The 17,035-nt window shown below is 43.3% G+C and carries 16 protein-coding genes and 1 pseudogene; 7 read left to right on the forward strand and 10 right to left on the reverse strand.

Going from position 1 to position 17,035, the window contains the following annotated elements:
* From pgsA to B9T16_RS15850, 4 genes are all read right to left on the reverse strand, one after another.
* Positions 1 to 440, reverse strand: a 440-nt coding sequence (gene pgsA, locus B9T16_RS15835; RefSeq protein ID WP_410245215.1) for a CDP-diacylglycerol--glycerol-3-phosphate 3-phosphatidyltransferase, incomplete at its 3' end; no start/stop codon positions are given.
* Positions 441 to 479: 39 nt separating this feature from the next.
* Complete coding sequence (locus B9T16_RS15840) at positions 480 to 2,264, reverse strand: protein kinase domain-containing protein (RefSeq protein ID WP_410245216.1); 1,785 nt, start codon at positions 2,262 to 2,264, stop codon at positions 480 to 482.
* Positions 2,265 to 2,331: 67 nt separating this feature from the next.
* Positions 2,332 to 3,531: a magnesium/cobalt transporter CorA gene (gene corA / locus B9T16_RS15845; RefSeq protein ID WP_410245217.1), complete on the reverse strand. Its 1,200-nt coding sequence runs from the start codon at positions 3,529 to 3,531 to the stop codon at positions 2,332 to 2,334.
* Positions 3,532 to 3,676: 145 nt separating this feature from the next.
* Entirely contained in the window at positions 3,677 to 3,931 is a 255-nt protein-coding gene (locus B9T16_RS15850; RefSeq protein ID WP_410245218.1) for a pentapeptide repeat-containing protein, read from the reverse strand.
* Positions 3,932 to 4,324: 393 nt separating this feature from the next.
* On the opposite strand from B9T16_RS15850, the gene B9T16_RS15855 reads away from it, so the two are divergent.
* Positions 4,325 to 4,927, forward strand: a complete 603-nt coding sequence (locus B9T16_RS15855) for a CHAP domain-containing protein (RefSeq protein WP_006617723.1) — start codon at positions 4,325 to 4,327, stop codon at positions 4,925 to 4,927.
* 145 nt (positions 4,928 to 5,072) lie between these two features.
* The gene (locus tag B9T16_RS15860) at positions 5,073 to 8,687 is read left to right on the forward strand and encodes a CHAT domain-containing protein (RefSeq protein WP_410245219.1); all 3,615 of its coding nucleotides are present in this window, start codon (positions 5,073 to 5,075) and stop codon (positions 8,685 to 8,687) included.
* A 28-nt stretch (positions 8,688 to 8,715) separates the two neighbouring features.
* On the opposite strand, the gene B9T16_RS15865 is transcribed toward B9T16_RS15860, so the two are convergent.
* On the reverse strand, positions 8,716 to 8,961 hold the full coding sequence (locus B9T16_RS15865; protein ID WP_006617957.1) for a hypothetical protein: 246 nt from the start codon (positions 8,959 to 8,961) through the stop codon (positions 8,716 to 8,718).
* 392 nt (positions 8,962 to 9,353) lie between these two features.
* On the opposite strand from B9T16_RS15865, the gene B9T16_RS15870 reads away from it, so the two are divergent.
* From B9T16_RS15870 to B9T16_RS15880, 3 genes are all read left to right on the forward strand, one after another.
* Complete coding sequence (locus tag B9T16_RS15870; protein ID WP_006617956.1) at positions 9,354 to 9,728, forward strand: hypothetical protein; 375 nt, start codon at positions 9,354 to 9,356, stop codon at positions 9,726 to 9,728.
* 3 nt (positions 9,729 to 9,731) lie between these two features.
* A complete protein-coding gene (locus B9T16_RS15875; RefSeq protein ID WP_410245220.1) occupies positions 9,732 to 11,168 on the forward strand; it encodes a hypothetical protein in 1,437 nt (478 codons plus the stop codon).
* Positions 11,169 to 11,267: 99 nt separating this feature from the next.
* Positions 11,268 to 12,401, forward strand: coding sequence for a glutathionylspermidine synthase family protein (locus B9T16_RS15880; protein ID WP_410245221.1), 1,134 nt, complete (start codon positions 11,268 to 11,270; stop codon positions 12,399 to 12,401).
* Here B9T16_RS15880 and B9T16_RS15885 read toward each other — a convergent pair.
* Positions 12,398 to 12,712 carry a hypothetical protein gene (locus B9T16_RS15885; protein WP_006617953.1) on the reverse strand — a complete coding sequence of 105 codons (315 nt, stop codon included), beginning with the start codon at positions 12,710 to 12,712 and terminating at the stop codon, positions 12,398 to 12,400. The two genes, B9T16_RS15880 and B9T16_RS15885, sit on opposite strands and share 4 nt — an antisense overlap.
* Positions 12,709 to 13,302: an EndoU domain-containing protein gene (locus B9T16_RS15890; RefSeq protein WP_410245222.1), complete on the reverse strand. Its 594-nt coding sequence runs from the start codon at positions 13,300 to 13,302 to the stop codon at positions 12,709 to 12,711. The genes B9T16_RS15885 and B9T16_RS15890 overlap by 4 nt, the downstream gene beginning before the upstream one ends.
* Positions 13,303 to 13,433: 131 nt before the next feature.
* Between B9T16_RS15890 and B9T16_RS15895 the strand changes: the two genes are divergently transcribed.
* Positions 13,434 to 13,907, forward strand: a complete 474-nt coding sequence (locus B9T16_RS15895) for a hypothetical protein (protein ID WP_410245223.1) — start codon at positions 13,434 to 13,436, stop codon at positions 13,905 to 13,907.
* 25 nt (positions 13,908 to 13,932) lie between these two features.
* On the opposite strand, the gene B9T16_RS15900 is transcribed toward B9T16_RS15895, so the two are convergent.
* Positions 13,933 to 14,550 (reverse strand): hypothetical protein, encoded by a 618-nt coding sequence (locus B9T16_RS15900; RefSeq protein WP_410245224.1) that lies wholly within the window; start codon positions 14,548 to 14,550, stop codon positions 13,933 to 13,935.
* Positions 14,551 to 14,767: 217 nt separating this feature from the next.
* Between B9T16_RS15900 and B9T16_RS15905 the strand changes: the two genes are divergently transcribed.
* On the forward strand, positions 14,768 to 15,037 hold the full coding sequence (locus tag B9T16_RS15905; RefSeq protein WP_006617949.1) for a zinc ribbon domain-containing protein: 270 nt from the start codon (positions 14,768 to 14,770) through the stop codon (positions 15,035 to 15,037).
* 68 nt (positions 15,038 to 15,105) lie between these two features.
* Here the strand turns inward: B9T16_RS15905 and nadB are convergent, their stop codons facing one another.
* Complete coding sequence (nadB, locus tag B9T16_RS15910) at positions 15,106 to 16,800, reverse strand: L-aspartate oxidase (RefSeq protein WP_410245225.1); 1,695 nt, start codon at positions 16,798 to 16,800, stop codon at positions 15,106 to 15,108.
* Positions 16,800 to 17,035: pseudogene (locus B9T16_RS15915) on the reverse strand (hypothetical protein); the annotation flags it as partial. The gene nadB and the pseudogene B9T16_RS15915, both read right to left, overlap by 1 nt.

Genomic DNA, 17,035 nt, shown 5'->3' on the forward strand with positions numbered 1-17,035 from the left:
ATGCCGATCGCAATTGTTTCCCAGACGGAGGGAAGGGGAGCAATTAATAAAGCAATGGCGACTATTTGCACAACGGTCTTGATTTTGCCAAAAAGGTTGGCTCCAGAAATTTGAGTTTGATTAACTCGCCACCCGGCGATCGCCAATTCTCTACCGAACATCAGAAACACCCCCCAGGCGGGAATTTCGCCGATTTCAATTAGTGCTAACAGGGGAGCTAATACCAGTAATTTGTCTACTAGAGGATCGAGGAATTTCCCTAAGTCTGTGACTTGGTTCAGTTTTCTGGCTAGGTAGCCATCTAGCCAATCGGTGGCGGCGACAATTAGAAAAATACCTAGACAGATCCAGCGATTTTCTGGGGTGGGTTGATGTAGAGTCCACAAGATAAAGGGAATCCCTAAGAGACGGGAGGTGGTGATTAATGTCGGTAAATTCATGATGACAATATCTCCGGGTTTGAATGGGTTTTTTAAAAACTATTCCCGTCGCCAAATCTTGATGGTGTTGTCACTACTACCACTGGCGATAGTCCGATGATTGGGACTGATGGCGATCGCATTAATATCTTTGGTGTGTCCTACTAGGGTATCAATGGCGCTTCCTTGGTCTAGATCCCAGATTTTGATGGTGCGATCGGCGCTACCACTAACTAGCAGGAATTTTTGGTCTTGGTCGGGAGAGCGAATAAATGCAACAGTTCTCACCCAGTCTTCGTGTCCGGTTAAGGTTTGTCGGAGTTGCTGAGTTTCCAGATCCCATAGTTTGATCGTATTGTCACTACTGGCTGAAGCGAGGATTTGACCATCTCGACTAAAGGCGATCGCATTAATGTCCCGTTCATGTCCCAAAAGTTGCCCTTGGTGTTCCCCACTATTTACCTCCCACAGGTGGATAGAATTATCGCTACTGGCTGCTGCTAACAGTTTCCCATTTGGTGAAATAGCAATGCCATTAATCCCCCGTAAATGCTGTAAGTTGTGGAATAGTTGACAGGTGGAGAGTTTCCAGATTTTCACGGTTCCATCGTCACTACCACTAGCAATAATATCGCCTTGGGGACCGAAGGTGATAGACATGGAAACTCGATCAGTTTCATGAGCCGCAATGGCGATCACTTCTTCGCTGGTTTCTAGGTTCCATATATGAATGTGACCGTCACCACTACCTCCGGCTAAGAGTTTTCCATCTCGACTAAAGGCGATCGCCAAAATCGGTTGAGAAGGACCTAGCAAAGACATCATCCATTCCCCTGTGTCTGGTCGCCATAGTCGAATAGTGCGATCGAAACTACCTCCCGCTAAAATATTACCATCTGGACTAAAGGCGACACCAGATACAGAACTCCAATAGTCGCTCAAAGTTTGGGGACGTTTCCAACTTACACTATTTTTAGCCGTCGGGATTTTAGGAGTCGGGAAGCTAACAGGTTGAGTAATCACGCTCAGTTGGTTACTGCGAGCATTCAAATCTTGCCGAACTTCTGCCGCTGATTGATAGCGGTGATTAGTCGGTTCTTCAATTAGCCGATTCAGAATTTGTGTCAGTTCATCACTGATGGGATTATTCACTAAATAATCATGCCACACCCAGCAAAATTCTCCAGTATCAAATAAGTCAAACGGTGACATTTGCGTGAGTAGATTTAGACAGGTCACACCTAGACTATATAAATCACTAGCAAAGGTGGCTTTTCCTCGTAGCTGTTCGGGAGCAATATATTCCGGTGTGCCAATTATAGTTCCCGTGCGTAGTAAAGCACTACCGATCGCCTCTTTAGCTGCACCAAAGTCTACCAGCACTAATTGTCCGTTAGCAGAACGGATAATATTCTCTGGCTTGATGTCTCGGTGGATAATATTCTCCGAATGTACAAATTCTAGTACAGGTAATAAGTTGTTCAGTAGGTAACGGATTTGAGATTCATTAAATACTCCCCTCTTGGCTAGAATTTCCGAGAGATTATCCCCCTCGATGTATTCTAACACCATATACTGGATGTTGTCAATCTTAAAGTAGTTAAAAATCTGGGCAATTTGTGGATGTTTACCTAGACTTTGTAAACGGGTCGCTTCTAGCTCGAATAGTTCCGAGGCTTTATTGATACTTTCTCGCCCTTTCAATTGGGGGGAGAATTGTTTAACCACACAGGGAGAAGTAGCGGGATTTTGCTGATCTATGGCTAAATATGTGGTACTAAATCCACCTTCTCCTAAGAGTTTGATGATGCGATATCGTCCAGCAATTATCTGTTCAGTTGTCATAGTTAGTTACCCGTGAAGATGAACAACAGTCAAATAGTGGAATTTTTCCTAATTAGGCAGATTTTAGCTAATTGTCTCGGTCAAATTGGGAGAAATCATTAAACCAACCTCGTTTCCAAAAAAAGTAAATTAGACTACCTGCCATAATTGCCATTAATGCTAGGGAGATGGGATAACCATAATACCATTTTAATTCTGGCATATTCCAAGGGGATGTTTCCGGGTCAAAGTTCATTCCATAGACACCGACAATAAAGGTTAGGGGAATAAAAATGGTCGAGATGACCGTTAAAACTTTCATGATTTCATTCATGCGGTTTCCCATAGACGACAGGTAAATACTAATCAGATCTGAGGCTAACTCCCGGTAAGTCTCCAACATATCACGAATATTCACCGTATTATCATAACAGTCTCTCAGATAAACTCGCACTTTTTTACTGACTAATCTATTTTTGTCGCGAATCAGGATATTTAAGGATTCTCGCTGATACCAGATCGCGCGACGTAAAACAATCAGATCCCGTTTCGTTTTATAGATATTCTGCATGGTTTTTGATTGTGGCTGAAACAAAACCTCATCCTCTAAATCTTCTAGCATATCGCTATAGACTTCTAAGACTGGGAAAAATTCATCAATAATCGCATCTAAAATAGCATAAGCCAGATAGTCCGTGCCATATTTGGTAATATTGCCTTGATTTTGACGAATCCGATTTCTGACAGGTTCTAAACAGTCATACTTAGGCTTTTCTTGAACTGTGATCACATAATGTTCACCTAAAATAATACTAACCTGTTCTTTGTGTAGCTTTTGAGACCGGGGACTTAACATGACCATCCAAGCGATAATTACCACATGATCGGGATTATCATAATAGACAACTTTGGGGCGCTGAGGAACATTAACCACATCTTCTAAAGCAATGGGATGGAGGTTAAAAATTTCTGTCATTTGTCGCCAAGTCTCTAAGTTTCCTAACCCTTGTATATCTAACCAGGATATACATTCAGAATTATGATAACGAGTATATTCTGACGGACTGTTAATGATAGTACGCATAGCAGTGGTCTGGCTGTACTCAATTACCACCATTTGAGGGGAAACTGCATCAGTTTTCAGATCCAGGGTTCCGGGGAGGGTTCCGGGTTGGTCAAAAAAATAATCTAACTCTGATTCTTCTTCCTCGTCTTCGGTGATTTCTAATTCCGGGTCGGGACTAGATGGGGGTTTGATATTTGAGGTCATAAAATATACGATCGCCAAAAAATACTATGATCATTATTGTATCGAAGTTTAGATATCGGATCATAGTTGATGGATGACCAATTGTTTAAATTATGGTTAAGTTATCTCAGATGCACTCAGGACGCAATACCATCGCCAGTAGTTGCGTCCCCATTTGTGGCTTTCAAGAATTGGCGATCGCTAATTGTTGTTGGAGAGATTGATGATAACTAGCAGATTGCCAATTGATGGCTTGTTTAATTTGTGAAACCCGCAGATTTAGTGCCTGACTAAAATCAGCATCTTCGATATTAGCACCATCAAAAATCGCGTGGTCAAAATCTACCTTACCCCAACTAATCCCCGCTAAGTTAGCATTAGTTAGATCCGCACCTTTGAGATTAAGATAAAATGACTTTTTGGAAAAATTAGTCTCCATGATACTGTCTCCCCAGATTTTGTGCTTTGATATAGCAGCCACCAGGACAGTTATTAAACAGACCACTCCCCCCAGGGTAGAGGGATTTTAACTCTTGATTCCCGATTCCCTGCTATGGCTTCCATTATGCGGCAGATCACCAACAGTTGCTGTGATATTTAGCCTAGAGATTAGTAAACTTAGTCAATGTTGAGCGTGACTGAGGTATACTAAAGACGGTGATCTAGATCAATACTGTTGTAAAATGATCATGGCATCGGAGATTTTAAGTAGTACCAGGGGTGCTGGGTATCAGGACAGTGCGGAAACTGTGCTAATTGGATACCCAAAACTAAACTAATGATTTGATACTTGAGCTATAACTAAAAATAAAGTGTAAAGGAAAATCTTACCATGACGACAGTAAATGATGTTCTGCGAGTGGCGGTGGCGGAGGTAGGCTACACGGAATCACCCCCCAACAGTAACCAAAATAAATATGGTCAGTGGTATGGTATGAATCATGTGCCTTGGTGTGCGATTTTCGTGTCCTACTGCTTCGATCGCGCCGGTCTGACTCTACCAATTCGCACCGCCAAAGGATTTGCCTATTGTCAAGATGGAGTACACTGGTTTCAGAGACAAGGCCGATGGTTTTCTCAGCCACAGGTTGGGGATGTGGTATTTTACTGTTGGCGGGGGGACGGCATTTCTGATCATGTGGGAATTGTAGAAACTATTCATTCTGATGGTAGTGTCACCAGCATTGAGGGTAACACAGCGGTTGGTAATGAGTCCAATGGCGGAGCAGTGATGCGTCGCCAACGTCGTCCTGGGGTGATTATGGGTTATGGTCGTCCGGCTTATAAACAACAGCCTACACCAGCATCTACCACTCAAAACACTACTCCAACTTCTCCGACTCCTGAAACCCGTCAACAAACCCCAACTGAGACAGTCCCAGAATATCACCGCAACCTTTTAGATGCTTTGACTCGGCGTGATTCTTCTTCTTAAATGGTTATTAATTCTGGCTAATTGGGGATGTTATGGTGTCTCAAATTTAAGAAACTGGGTTTGTTTGAGACACCGGGTTTCTGGGGTTAGCAATGAGCTATAATGATGCTATACTTAGAAGACAATTGTATCAGGGTTTGDGGTGATGAATGCTGATTCTCAGGGTGGGGGGAATAAAACATCTGATGATTTGTTGATTCAACACTGGGTGAAACGGGGTGTTGAGTTGCAGAATGCGGCTAGGTTTGAATGGGCTTTGTCCTGTTTTGTCAAGGCTTTAGAACTCGATCCAAATCGGGTTAGCATTTGGTATAATGTCGGGAATTGTTGGCAGAATTTGGGGCTGTTTGAAGATGCGATCGCCTCTTATAATGCCTGTTACCAACGCTCCCAAACTCAACAGAATCAATGGTTACAGGCGGCTTCCCAATTCCGTTTGGGTCAGTGTTATGTTTCCCTTGAACAACAAGATGATGCGGTTTCTGCCTATTCTTTGGCTTATCAGTTATTTGGTCAAATTGGCAATAACCCCCATACTCAGGAGCCGTGGGATTATCTGAATTGGGTGGGGAATTGTTGGTTAGATCAGAAGAATTACCAGGCATCAATTCCATACTATCAAAGATTGTTAAAACTTGTCAAGTCGGTTAATAATTCGCAACATTTAGGCTGGGTTTGGCATGGTTTGGGGCGGGGTTTTTCTGGGGACTGTTTGGATGAGTTGGGGTTGGAATGTCATCGGCAAATGTTGGGGATTTCCCGGAATTTGTCGGATTGGGAAATGGAAGGGACGGCTTTATATTGGTTGGCTTGGGAAAGCTGGACACTGAAAAAATTGGCGGATGCGATCGCTTATTATGAAGGTGCGATGGCGGTTTATGAGGGACGGGAAGAGGGGAAAGGGTGGGTTAGCGTTATTTTAGACTATTTGGCTAATTTATATCAGCAAACGGAAGATTTTGAGAAGGCGATCGCAGTTTTAGAAAGGGGCTTGGCGATCGTCCGAGAGAGTCAGGATAAGTCGCGGGAGTATGGGCTTTTATATCAAATTGGGGGGGTATTTTATAAACTCAAGGATTATGATCGGGCTTTGGAGTATTATCAATCGGCTTTGGAAGTGGCACAGGGTTTGACGGAAAGGCAACCGGGGTATGAAGCCAACGCTTATTATATGTTGGGGGTGATGTGTGAATTTTTGGGAAGGTTAGAGGAGGGGTTAGCTAATTATCGCGAAGGGTTAAGGCTGTATGGTGAATTAGGCAATCAAGAATGGGTTGATTATAGTCACCAAAAAATCAACAGTTTAGAGGAGTTGTTAGCCCGTCGTGCATCATTTTCTCAGTCCGAAAGTGACCCCCAGCTTAATTTTTTATTAGATGTTTTGCAAGCCACGCAAGATAGCAAAGGCGATGCGAAAGTTGTTTATCCCCTACTTGAACAAAATCTAGATCAACTCAATGAAAATTTAGCAGATATTTTGAGAGCCTGGGCAACTGCTAAGTTTAAAGAAGTTCCTACAGAAACGGCTGCATATATTGCCGGATATATTGCGACATTTAGCAGTTTAATATTACAATTCCCGTTGGGTCAGCGCGCCGATAACCTGGAAATTGCGATCGCTTGCTACCAAGCCGCCTTAGAAGTCCGCACCCGCAGCGCCTTTCCCCAATATTGGGCAGATACTCAAAATAACTTGGCGGCTGCCTACTCTGACCGCATCCGGGGAGAGCGAGCCGACAATATCGAGGAGGCGATTCGCCGCTACCAAGTCGCCTTAGAAGTCCGCACCCGCAGCGCCTTTCCCCAATATTGGGCAGATACTCAAAATAACTTGGGGAATGCCTACAAGGACTGCATCCGGGGAGAGCGAGCCGACAATATGGAGGAGGCCATTCGCTGCTACCAAGGAGCATTAGAAGTCCGCACCCGCACCGCCTTTCCTTACAATTATGTACAAACCTCATTTAATCTAGGAATCACTTATCAACAATTAAAACAATGGCAACTCGCTTATGATACTTTTGATAATGCTATTGAAACCGTCGAAGATATCCGAGCAGAAATTGTTAAAGGGGGAGATTCAGATAAACAGAAATTAGCCGAAGAATGGCAGAAACTTTATCAACGAATGGTGGAAGTTTGCATCGAACAGAAAAACTATACCGCCGCCATTGAATATGTCGATCGCAGTAAAACCCGTAACCTGGTTGAACTATTAGCAACCCGTGACCTTTACCCCAAAGGCGATATTCCCCAAACCGTCCTCGATGAACTCACCCGCTGGCGTCGAAACATCGAAACCGAACAACGCCGCCTGGAAATTGAAGAACGCAACCGCGACAACTTTGGCGACGGAACAACCGGAGAACGCAGCGCCAATATCACCACCGCGCCAACTTCACCGCCAGACCGCAGCCGCCTAAACCAACTTCAGCAACAACTGGATGATTTAATTAATAATAAAATTATCCCCATTGACCCGGACTTCCGCCGCACCCAAAAAGTTCAGCCTATGCCTTTTGCAGAAATTCAAGCCTTAACAGGGGAAAATACCGCGATTTTAGAATGGTATATTTTGAGCGATCGCTTTTTGGTATTCATCGTCACACCCCCGACAAAATCCACCGAAACCAACGGGGAAACGGTGACACTCTGGCAGTCCAGTAAAGAGGATTATAACCAATTAGTCAAGTGGGCTGATGACTACTTAAATGCTTATCGAAACCGCACCAGTCAAGATTGGCAAAATAGCCTGATTTCCCGCCTGCAAAAACTGGGGGAAATTCTGCATATCAACGAACTCATGGCGACTATCGAGAAGACGGCTAAAAAATGCGATCGCCTGGTTCTCATCCCCAACCGCTTCCTGCATTTATTCCCCCTTCACGCCATCCCTATCTCGGTATCGGGGGGAGATATCACCTATTTAATGGATCGATTTTCCGGCGGGGTTAGTTATGCCCCCAGTTGTCAACTTCTGCAAACCGCAAATAATCGCGATCGCCAGAATTTTTCGGAACTTTTTGCCATCCAAAACCCCACGGAAGATTTAGAGTTTACCAACTTAGAAGTTCGGAGAATTTCCACCTATTTTAATCCCCAGACTACTTTGGTCAAAAAACAGGCAACCAAAACCGAGTTAAATTCTCAACAAAAAACCACCCTTAAAACGGCCCATTGTCACCATTTTTCCTGCCACGGTTATTTTAACTTTGCCAATCCCTTACTGTCGGCTTTATTACTCGCCAACTGCTACCTACAACCGCCCCCGAACCCTATAGATCGCAGTCGTCATCTCCCCCTTAATAATAACAACACTGTTGATTTAAGTCAATGTTTAACCTTGGGGGATGTGTTTACTTTGGACTTGCGTTGCTGTCGGTTGGTGACGCTTTCCGCCTGCGAGACGGGGTTGATTGATATTCTCTCTAACAGTGATGAATATATCGGTTTACCCAGTGGGTTTTTGGTGGCGGGTTCGACTAATGTGGTGAGTTCCCTTTGGGCGGTTAGTGATATTTCCACGGCGTTATTAATGATTCGGTTTTATGAGATTTTTTGGGAGGTGAAAAATGTGGCGATCGCTTTAAATTATGCCCAAAATTGGTTAAGAAATGCCACGAAAACTGAGTTATTAAATTGGGGACAATCCTTTTTAGACAATGTTCAAGAAACGGAAATAGAATTGATGACCGACAATCAGCCTTTTAGTTCTCCCTACTATTGGGCGGCATTTTGCGCCGTGGGTAAAGTCACATAAACCCGGTTTCTTTGATAAACTGAGTTTCTCAATTATCCTCACTTAAAATACTTGCTAAAATTTCTGGAGTCAATCCATTATCAACTGCTTTTTTTCCGATTTCTGTCATGGTTTGACGTAGCTTGATAATAGCTGATGCTTGGGAAAGCATTTGATTTTTTAGCACAAAAGCAATCTTCGTCTCTATCTGTAGCTTTTCGAGTTCGTCAGCATTGCGATAATGTTCTGCTATATCAATCGGAACTTTAATGGTAATTTCTTTTAAGTCGGTCATATTACTTGCCTCAAAGCACTATAGAAATGGGAAATTTTAGGGGTTAATAAAGCTATAGCGCTTCGGTGGATTGGTGAGGTACTTTTCAAAGCCCCTCTCCCTTCTGGGAGAGGGGTTTGGGGTGAGGGCTTTACCTCATGAGTCTGAGAACCGCTATAATTTTAATTTGGGCGACACCACTTCCCCTATTCTATAGCAATCCTAAATGATTTGTAACATCTGTCTTCTCCCCTCTCCCTTTCTGGGAGAGGGGTTGGGGGTGAGGGTCTTCCACGACTGGTTTAGAACTGCTATATCATCTTTGATTACCAATTGTCTACTTCAGAAACTGGGTTGATGAATACCCTAAATGTGATATCATTGATTAGATAAAGTGTTTAACTATCAGTCCTATGTCTAGCTATCAGAAAAACTTACAATGCTTTGTCCAACTCCTACAGAAACAGCCTCAATTATTTAACGACTCCCAACATCAAGAACTACTTGATTTAATTGAACCGCTACCAGATGATATTGAAACTCTAGCTGACGCGATATCAGGTTGGTCAAAAAAGTATGATGATATACGCGCGGCTTATTTACACATCTTGAAAAACTATAATTCTGAACCGGAGTCAGAACCCAACGATCAACGTTTATTCGGAACTACTAACCTATCTTCAACTACTAGCCAACCTCGAAGCACTAAAGAGTTATTAAAAAATAACATTCTGCAAAGTCAGCCAACTAACCAAACTCCCCCCAAGAAATCATCAACTGATAATTAATAGATGGTCGCTGAGACTCATTTAGAGACTGTTAAAAACCCCAAGCTAACCTTAATCGCTTTCCAACTGCGAAACACTTTGCAGTCAGGAAATGACCCCATTAACACATCAGACCATCTGTGGAAAAAATGCCGAGAGTTGGGAATTAAGTTGGGTTCTCCTCAGTTAAAAGACTTGATTAAACAACTCCAGACACCTGACGGAAAAATTGGCTTTGCTTCAACGGATAATAACTCGAACAGCGACCATATCCCACTGTTGAAACCTGACCCCAATACCTTTTTAGATTTCTATGGTAAACCGGGTGTTAATTCTCCTCAAATTAAGGGGGGAGTGTATCCGGTGCAAATTCATGATACCTACGCCGTTGATATTACTTTGTATCGACCAGAAGCAGTTGTGAAAGTCTCCGAATTGCAGACATTCCTCAATCCCGACTACTGCTTAAATCCCGATTTTATTAACTCAGATTTGGGACAAACTCTGCTGTTTTGGGCTGAACATAATGGGGCGGAAAATCAAAGCGATTTTATCAATAGTTGTATTCGGGGATTATTTCCCCCCACAGAAGCGGAACTTTTATTAAAACATCCCCCCGGTGAGGGTCAGTTATTCGGGAGTCCGATTTTTGAATATCAAACCCCTACAATTCATCTATTAATCTGGTTGAATAATTCCCCCGAAACTCAACAGTTAGAAAGCCAAGGGGGATATTATGAACCCTTGATTAATCTATTATGTTGTCGCCATAAAATCCTCTATGCTTATCGCCAGTCCCGTTGGTGTTATCAACAGGCGAAACAACTCTATCAACAATTGTCCCCCCATCTCCAAACTATTCAGGAATTACCAGAAACCACCCGGCAAAAACTCGATATTTTAAAGCAGGAATTGACTAAACTACCCGGACTATCTTTTGAGTATTTTAACTATATTCAACAGATGAAAATTCACTTAAACACCATTGAAACCAACCTAAGAAACTATCAAACCTGTGTTAAAAACCTGGAAAATATTGCCATACCTGAAGATAACTTACCTTTTTTGCAGGAGTTTCAAGCCAAAGCCAGAAGTATATTTATCGAACAAATAGAAGTCGATTTAGAGTATTTAATCCCCGGACAAGAATTGTTTTCAGAACTGATTAATACTATTCGCGGACTGGTGGAAATTGAACAAACAGAATGCGATCGCTCTTTAGAACACACCATTCAAATTTTAGGGGCGGGACTGGGTGCGGGAGGTATTGTCGCCTCGGCGGTTTCCGGTGATATTGAACGGGGATTCCTAGTAAAAAATGACCAACATCAATATATGTTAAATCCCGGAATTTCTGCCTTATTTTGGAGTCTGTTAGTCTTTGTGGTGGTCGGCGGTGTCGTCGGTTATGTCAATGGTGGGTTAATTGAGTGGTATAATAGTTACTTGAAAAAGCGGTAATTATCAAGGTTGAGGGATTTAATGTTTTTTTAACATTTTCCCATTGACAAATGCCCTTTGATAGCATACTATGGTAATCAGACTATGGTAAGTTCAAAAATGCAGCGTATTTCAATCACACCTCGTCCTTACTGGAAAGATAAGTGCGACGAGGTGGGATTTCATTTCTACGAAATCGATGGATTGTATTGGAACGAAAGCGTTTGTTACCAATTTACCAGCGAACAAATTGATGAAATAGAAGCGGCTACCCAAGAACTACACGAACTCTGCTTAGAAGCCGTTGATTGTATTGTGTCCGAACAGCGTTATCAGCAACTGTCTATTGACCCGGATTTTTTTGAGCTATGTTGTCGGTCTTGGACGCGGGAAGACCTCAGTTTATACGGTCGGTTTGACTTGGCTTATGATGGCGTTAACCCCCCTAAATTACTCGAATATAATGCCGATACTCCCACGGCTTTGTTAGAAGCCAGTGTGGTACAATGGATGTGGTTAGAAGAGGTTTTTCCTGATGCTGATCAGTTTAACTCAATCCATGAAAAACTACTAGCCCAATTACAGGCAATTTACCAAACTTTACCACCCCGCAGAAGGTATCTACATTTTACCTGCGAACGGGATACTGAGGAAGATTTGGGGACTGTTGAATATTTAAGAGATTTGGCGATGCAAGCCGGTTTTGAAACCAAACATTTGTATATAGATGAAGTGGGTTGGGATTCTGATCGGATGTGTTTTTGTGATTTGGAATATCAGCCAATTGAGTTAATGTTTAAACTCTACCCTTGGGAGTGGATAGTTGATGATGAATTTAGCGAGTTTCTTCTCCGTGAAGCGATGCAATTGCTAGAACCACCCTGGAAAATGATTCTTAGCAATAAGGCTATTTTACCCATTCTCTGGGAGTTATTCCCAGATCACCCTAATTTATTACCTGCTTATTTCGATTCTAGCCCCCTGCGACATCCCTACATCAGTAAACCTATTTTCTCCCGAGAAGGTGCTAATATTAGCATTTACTATGGCGATCGCACCTATCAAACCCAGGGTATATATCAAGATGTACCCGTCATTTATCAAGCCTACTTTCCCCTCCCAGAATTTCAAGGCTGTTATCCCGTGGTGGGTTCCTGGGTTATCGGTGACGAAGCAGCCGGGATTGGTATTCGAGAAGATCGTACCCCCATAACCCAGAATACTAGCCAGTTTATCCCCCACTATTTTATCTAATCTTCAAGTTTGTCTTGCCAGCATAAAATAGCTTCCTTAAACTCATTAAGGGAGATAGTTTCGATGGGTTCATCATCTATAATCAGATTCTCAATCGTCACATTTTGGGGGGATAAACTCACATAATAAGCATTACCAGAACAGATACAATCAGCCATTTCGCCATTTTCTAACGCCGCAATTTGAGCGCATATATGCTTAATATATTCGCAGTTATCCTGCACATCCAAAGTTAAAAACTCCACCACCCGGCGGTGGGCGTTACTTTTTTTTCCCCACTCTGACCAATCCCAATTAGTTTGAATACTCATCTTGACAACCTTAAAGGAAATCCTGTGTTAATTTTACCATCATTATTAGTAGCGCCAACAACGATGTATCGACTGCCATCATTAGCGTTACAAAACCGATTATCTCCCCCATCACCAGGGCTATTATAGCCACACAAAGCCCAATTAGGAGCGCTAGAAGGACATGATATGGTATTGGCGGCGGCGTGACCAATGGAGTTAATCACCTGTGTAGCACTACAGCGATCGGGAAACATAGTCGAAAATTTCCTTTGTTGAGATGACCCTTGATAAGTCCATTCTCCTGCATAAATACCCTGACTATTGGGGGCTTGGGTAATGTTAAATCCGCCAACAGTTGCGGGATTTCTTCCCCCCGGACGCGAATGAAATCCTACCAGTCTTCCCCGTTGATTCAACTCTCCACAAAAAATGTGTGTATGATTAACTTGTCGGTTATTATAGGCTGTCACCCAATTACTGGAATTTGAACAGTTAACGGCTTGTCCGGGTCCACAACCCGCAAACACAAACACAGCTACTGTTGATATAAATAACCCTAAGATATTGATGAACTTTGCGACTTTGCGCCTAGGGTTTTTGGTCGTCATAAATTCTCCTGTTAATTTGAGAGATTTGGTTGATGATTATTATGACTATTATATGATAAGATAATTTCAGGCAATTGTCAAGGTAAATATAATGGGGCTGTAATTCCCAGCCTGTAAACGGTATTCAGAAGTTGTTGGCTAAAATGAGCGATCGCCTGTTGGTTAAAAAATTGACCCGTTTTCCGTTGCAGTTTCTCCCCACTGTAATTATCTCTTTATTAGCATTGATATTATGGGGATGTTCTCCGCTGGGGATAACACCAACACCCACCTTAGTGCAACAAGGCTTAACCATACAGATCCAAGAAATCCATCGACAACTCAAGTTACAATCTGATTTTGCTAGTTCCCCCCAATCATTTAAAATCACACGGGTAAACATCTCGAATATGGAACCAATAATGATTAACAACCTGCCAGGATTTAAGGTTGAGGGAACCTATAACCTAAGTGTAAAATTTAGCGATCGCTGGTGGCGGGAACAGCACAACCGATTTCAGATTTACCTACAAAGACAAGCCCAAGGCAAAATCTGGAGATTAGCGCGTTTAGAAAAGCAGACCAATCGATGGTCTACTATGCCAATTCCCCATCGACGCTTTTAGGGATATCAGCCTGATTAATCAGAACTTATCCTAAACGATGATTACTTTCCATCTCCCAGGGAGATTGTTCTGATTTACCATCAGTTAACATCGGATTCTGGCTAGGCTTTAAAACCGATTTAATAGTCCGCAAAAAACGATTAGGTTGACTAGACTTCATCGCCTGACGTTCTTGGACTTTTTTCGCCAAATGTCGCATAACCGAGGCATCTAATTCATCAATAAAGTGTTCAGCAATGCGTTCTCCCACACATTCGATCGCCTCGGAATATTGAGCCATTAATAGGTCAACGGTAGCCGCCGCACCATCCACGATTTCATCATCAGATTGAGCGGTAGTTTCCGCCGATGAATTAGGGGGAGTATAGGAATTATTAACAGGTTGTGGAGGTTCAGAAGTGGGACGAGAAGGACGACGGTTAAGTAAATTTTGATATTCATCAATAGTCATCCCCAAATTATGAAGGTGATGATGAACATGATCAAGCAAATCTATTTCTTGAGGGGAATAGGTGCTACGATTGCCATTTAATCCGTGCAGTGTTGCCCAGGTTCTCAGGAGGCTAGTATCATTAATGTGATATCGGTCTAATAATTGAGTAGTGGTTAAATCCGTCTCCGGGGTAGGCTTAAAATCACTCATGTAAACTTCTCCTTAAAACTAGATCTCAGACAACCAGACCAGGGTTGAGACCCACCAGAGTCCGTTAGAAATCATCCCTGACCCCGGTGGGGCTTCATCGCTACGAGATAGCTTATCATCAATAGGGCCGTGTCGTTCAAATTTTATGTAAATTTTAAGTTTTTATGGTACAAATGAACAGAGGGCTTTTTGATATTATCTGTTTGAGAAAACTGCTATGCCAATCTACGATTATTTGTGTCCTAGCAATAACCGCAAGATTGAGGTTATGCACAGTATCAATCGGGAGGTGAAAACCTGGGGCGAGGTTTGTCAGTTAGCGGGTTGTGAAGTGGGGGATACCCCAGAAGATGCACCCGTCCGTCGCCTGTTGGGTTCACCCATGCTGTCTATTCCCACTTCTAATGCTGATTACAGAAATGCGGGGTTTACCAAGCTAGTCAAGCGAGATAAGGGTGTTTATGAGAATGTGACCGCCCAAGATTAATCGACTCCTAAATTAGTATCACTATGGATTAACCCTCTCCTACTAATGGGAGGGCTAATCCTGGTTAATCATTTTCTCGGTAGATTAACCTTATTCACAGTATGAATTTGCCAATCTGGGCTAGTTTCTGGGTAATCTAGGCGGTAATGTCCCCCTCGGCTTTCCTGGCGATAGGCGGCACTTTGCAGAATCAAATATCCGATATCTAACAGGTTGAAAGTTTCCGCCAAGGCTTTTAAAGTTTTGCCAGCTTCAGGAGATGATAACTGCATATTTTGCCAAGGGTTCATGGTCAGTAAATATTTACTGATTTCTAATTTTTGCAACTGCTTGCGCCAATTAAAAATAATCGGGATAGCTGCTTCTAGGACGGTTTGGGTCCGACAAATTCCGGCACTTTCCCACATCAAAGCCGCCAAACTGTGGCGAATTTCCTCAATTTTCTCTAATTCTTGAGCATAATCAGATTTACCTTGCACCAATATCATCGAAGGTGTATAATCGATATATTCATGGTCAGTCAAATCTATTTCAATTTTGGATAATTGAGAAGCAAAAACCAAACATTCCAATAGGGAATTACTAGCCAAACGGTTAGCGCCGTGAACTCCCGTGCTGGCAGTTTCTCCAATGGCATATAACCCTGGCATAGAGGTACGATTCATTAAATCACAGGTAATACCTCCCATCCAATAATGGGCAGCAGGGGCTACAGGCATAGGTTCATTAAAGACATCAATGCCCCAATTTTTACAGACGTTAATAATATTCGGAAAACGATGGCGAATTTTATCTGGTGGTATGGGTCGCATATCCAAATATACATTATCCTCAGCGGGGTGATCTGAGGTTTTTTGTAGGTGCATAAAAATCGCCCTACTGACGACATCTCTAGGGGCTAATTCCCCGGCTGGGTGATAGTCAAAGGCAAAACGCCGCCCTTGGCGATCGATTAAATGAGCCCCTTCTCCTCGCACAGCTTCACTAATTAAAAAATGGGGTGCGCCGGGTTTCATTAAGGCTGTGGGGTGAAATTGGAAAAATTCTAAATCTCGGACAGCAGCCCCCCCTCGCCATGCGATCGCAATGCCATCTCCGGTGCTAACTTCAGGGTTAGTAGTTTTGGCGAAAACTTGACCGCCGCCACCAGTGGCTAATACCACAGCCTTAGCTTGTAGCCAGCGAATTTGACTTTGATACAGGACACTAACACCCTGACAACGCCCAGTTTGAGGATTTGGCCATATACTTAAAGCGATCGCCCCAGAAACCACCTGAATATTAGGGCGTTTTAATACCGTAGCCATGAGGACATCAACGATCGCCCTTCCCGTAGTGTCGCGGGAGTGGAGAACCCTGGGACAAGAGTGGGCCGCTTCTAGGGTAGTGGCTAATTTTTCTCCAGCGCGGTCAAAGTCCACACCCAAATTCACCAAAAACTCGATCGCCTCCGCCGCATGGTCTACCAAAAACTGTACAGCTTGGCGATCGCATAATCCCGCCCCCGCCTGTAAGGTATCCTCTAGGTGTAATTGTGGCGTATCTGGGGGATAAATAGCCGCCGCAATGCCCCCCTGAGCCCAGGGACTAGAGCCACTTCCCAGACTATCTTTAGTAACTAAACCGACGCGGAAATGAGGCGGAAGGCAAAGACTGGCATAGAGTCCAGCCGCACCACTTCCCACCACAATGATATCAAATTGATTAGGAATTTCCTCCGCCGACTCCGAGAACTCCGAAGTGGGGTTGGGGTTATGTTTCATCAAAAATTCTCCGAGAAACCCCCATCCTCGCGTAGCAGGTGGGGGAGGGATAGGAGCGGTGGTTGAGTGGGGTTCAATGCCCCCGAAACCACCAAGTTTGTACTACGCGCAATCAAAGAGACCTTAGAAGCGGTGAATTGACCCAACCGCTTCCAGTTGATATCGCTGACAGAAACCTGTCTGTGAGTGTCACCACTCACCCAGCCGACGACAACCCGACCTGCCATTTCAGCAC

The organism is Arthrospira sp. PCC 8006 (assembly GCF_046480465.1).
GTDB classification, from domain to species: domain Bacteria; phylum Cyanobacteriota; class Cyanobacteriia; order Cyanobacteriales; family Microcoleaceae; genus Limnospira; species Limnospira platensis.

Excerpts from the sequence above, each read along its gene's own strand:
- B9T16_RS15840 (WP_410245216.1), bottom strand. The coding sequence starts at position 2,264 with ATGACAACTGAACAGATAATTGCTGGACGATATCGCATCATCAAACTC.
- B9T16_RS15850 (WP_410245218.1), bottom strand. The coding sequence starts at position 3,931 with ATGGAGACTAATTTTTCCAAAAAGTCATTTTATCTTAATCTCAAAGGT.
- B9T16_RS15855 (WP_006617723.1), top strand. The coding sequence starts at position 4,325 with ATGACGACAGTAAATGATGTTCTGCGAGTGGCGGTGGCGGAGGTAGGC.
- B9T16_RS15860 (WP_410245219.1), top strand. The coding sequence starts at position 5,073 with ATGAATGCTGATTCTCAGGGTGGGGGGAATAAAACATCTGATGATTTG.
- B9T16_RS15865 (WP_006617957.1), bottom strand. The coding sequence starts at position 8,961 with ATGACCGACTTAAAAGAAATTACCATTAAAGTTCCGATTGATATAGCA.
- B9T16_RS15870 (WP_006617956.1), top strand. The coding sequence starts at position 9,354 with ATGTCTAGCTATCAGAAAAACTTACAATGCTTTGTCCAACTCCTACAG.
- B9T16_RS15875 (WP_410245220.1), top strand. The coding sequence starts at position 9,732 with ATGGTCGCTGAGACTCATTTAGAGACTGTTAAAAACCCCAAGCTAACC.
- B9T16_RS15880 (WP_410245221.1), top strand. The coding sequence starts at position 11,268 with ATGCAGCGTATTTCAATCACACCTCGTCCTTACTGGAAAGATAAGTGC.
- B9T16_RS15885 (WP_006617953.1), bottom strand. The coding sequence starts at position 12,712 with ATGAGTATTCAAACTAATTGGGATTGGTCAGAGTGGGGAAAAAAAAGT.
- B9T16_RS15890 (WP_410245222.1), bottom strand. The coding sequence starts at position 13,302 with ATGACGACCAAAAACCCTAGGCGCAAAGTCGCAAAGTTCATCAATATC.
- B9T16_RS15900 (WP_410245224.1), bottom strand. The coding sequence starts at position 14,550 with ATGAGTGATTTTAAGCCTACCCCGGAGACGGATTTAACCACTACTCAA.
- B9T16_RS15905 (WP_006617949.1), top strand. The coding sequence starts at position 14,768 with ATGCCAATCTACGATTATTTGTGTCCTAGCAATAACCGCAAGATTGAG.
- nadB (WP_410245225.1), bottom strand. The coding sequence starts at position 16,800 with ATGAAACATAACCCCAACCCCACTTCGGAGTTCTCGGAGTCGGCGGAG.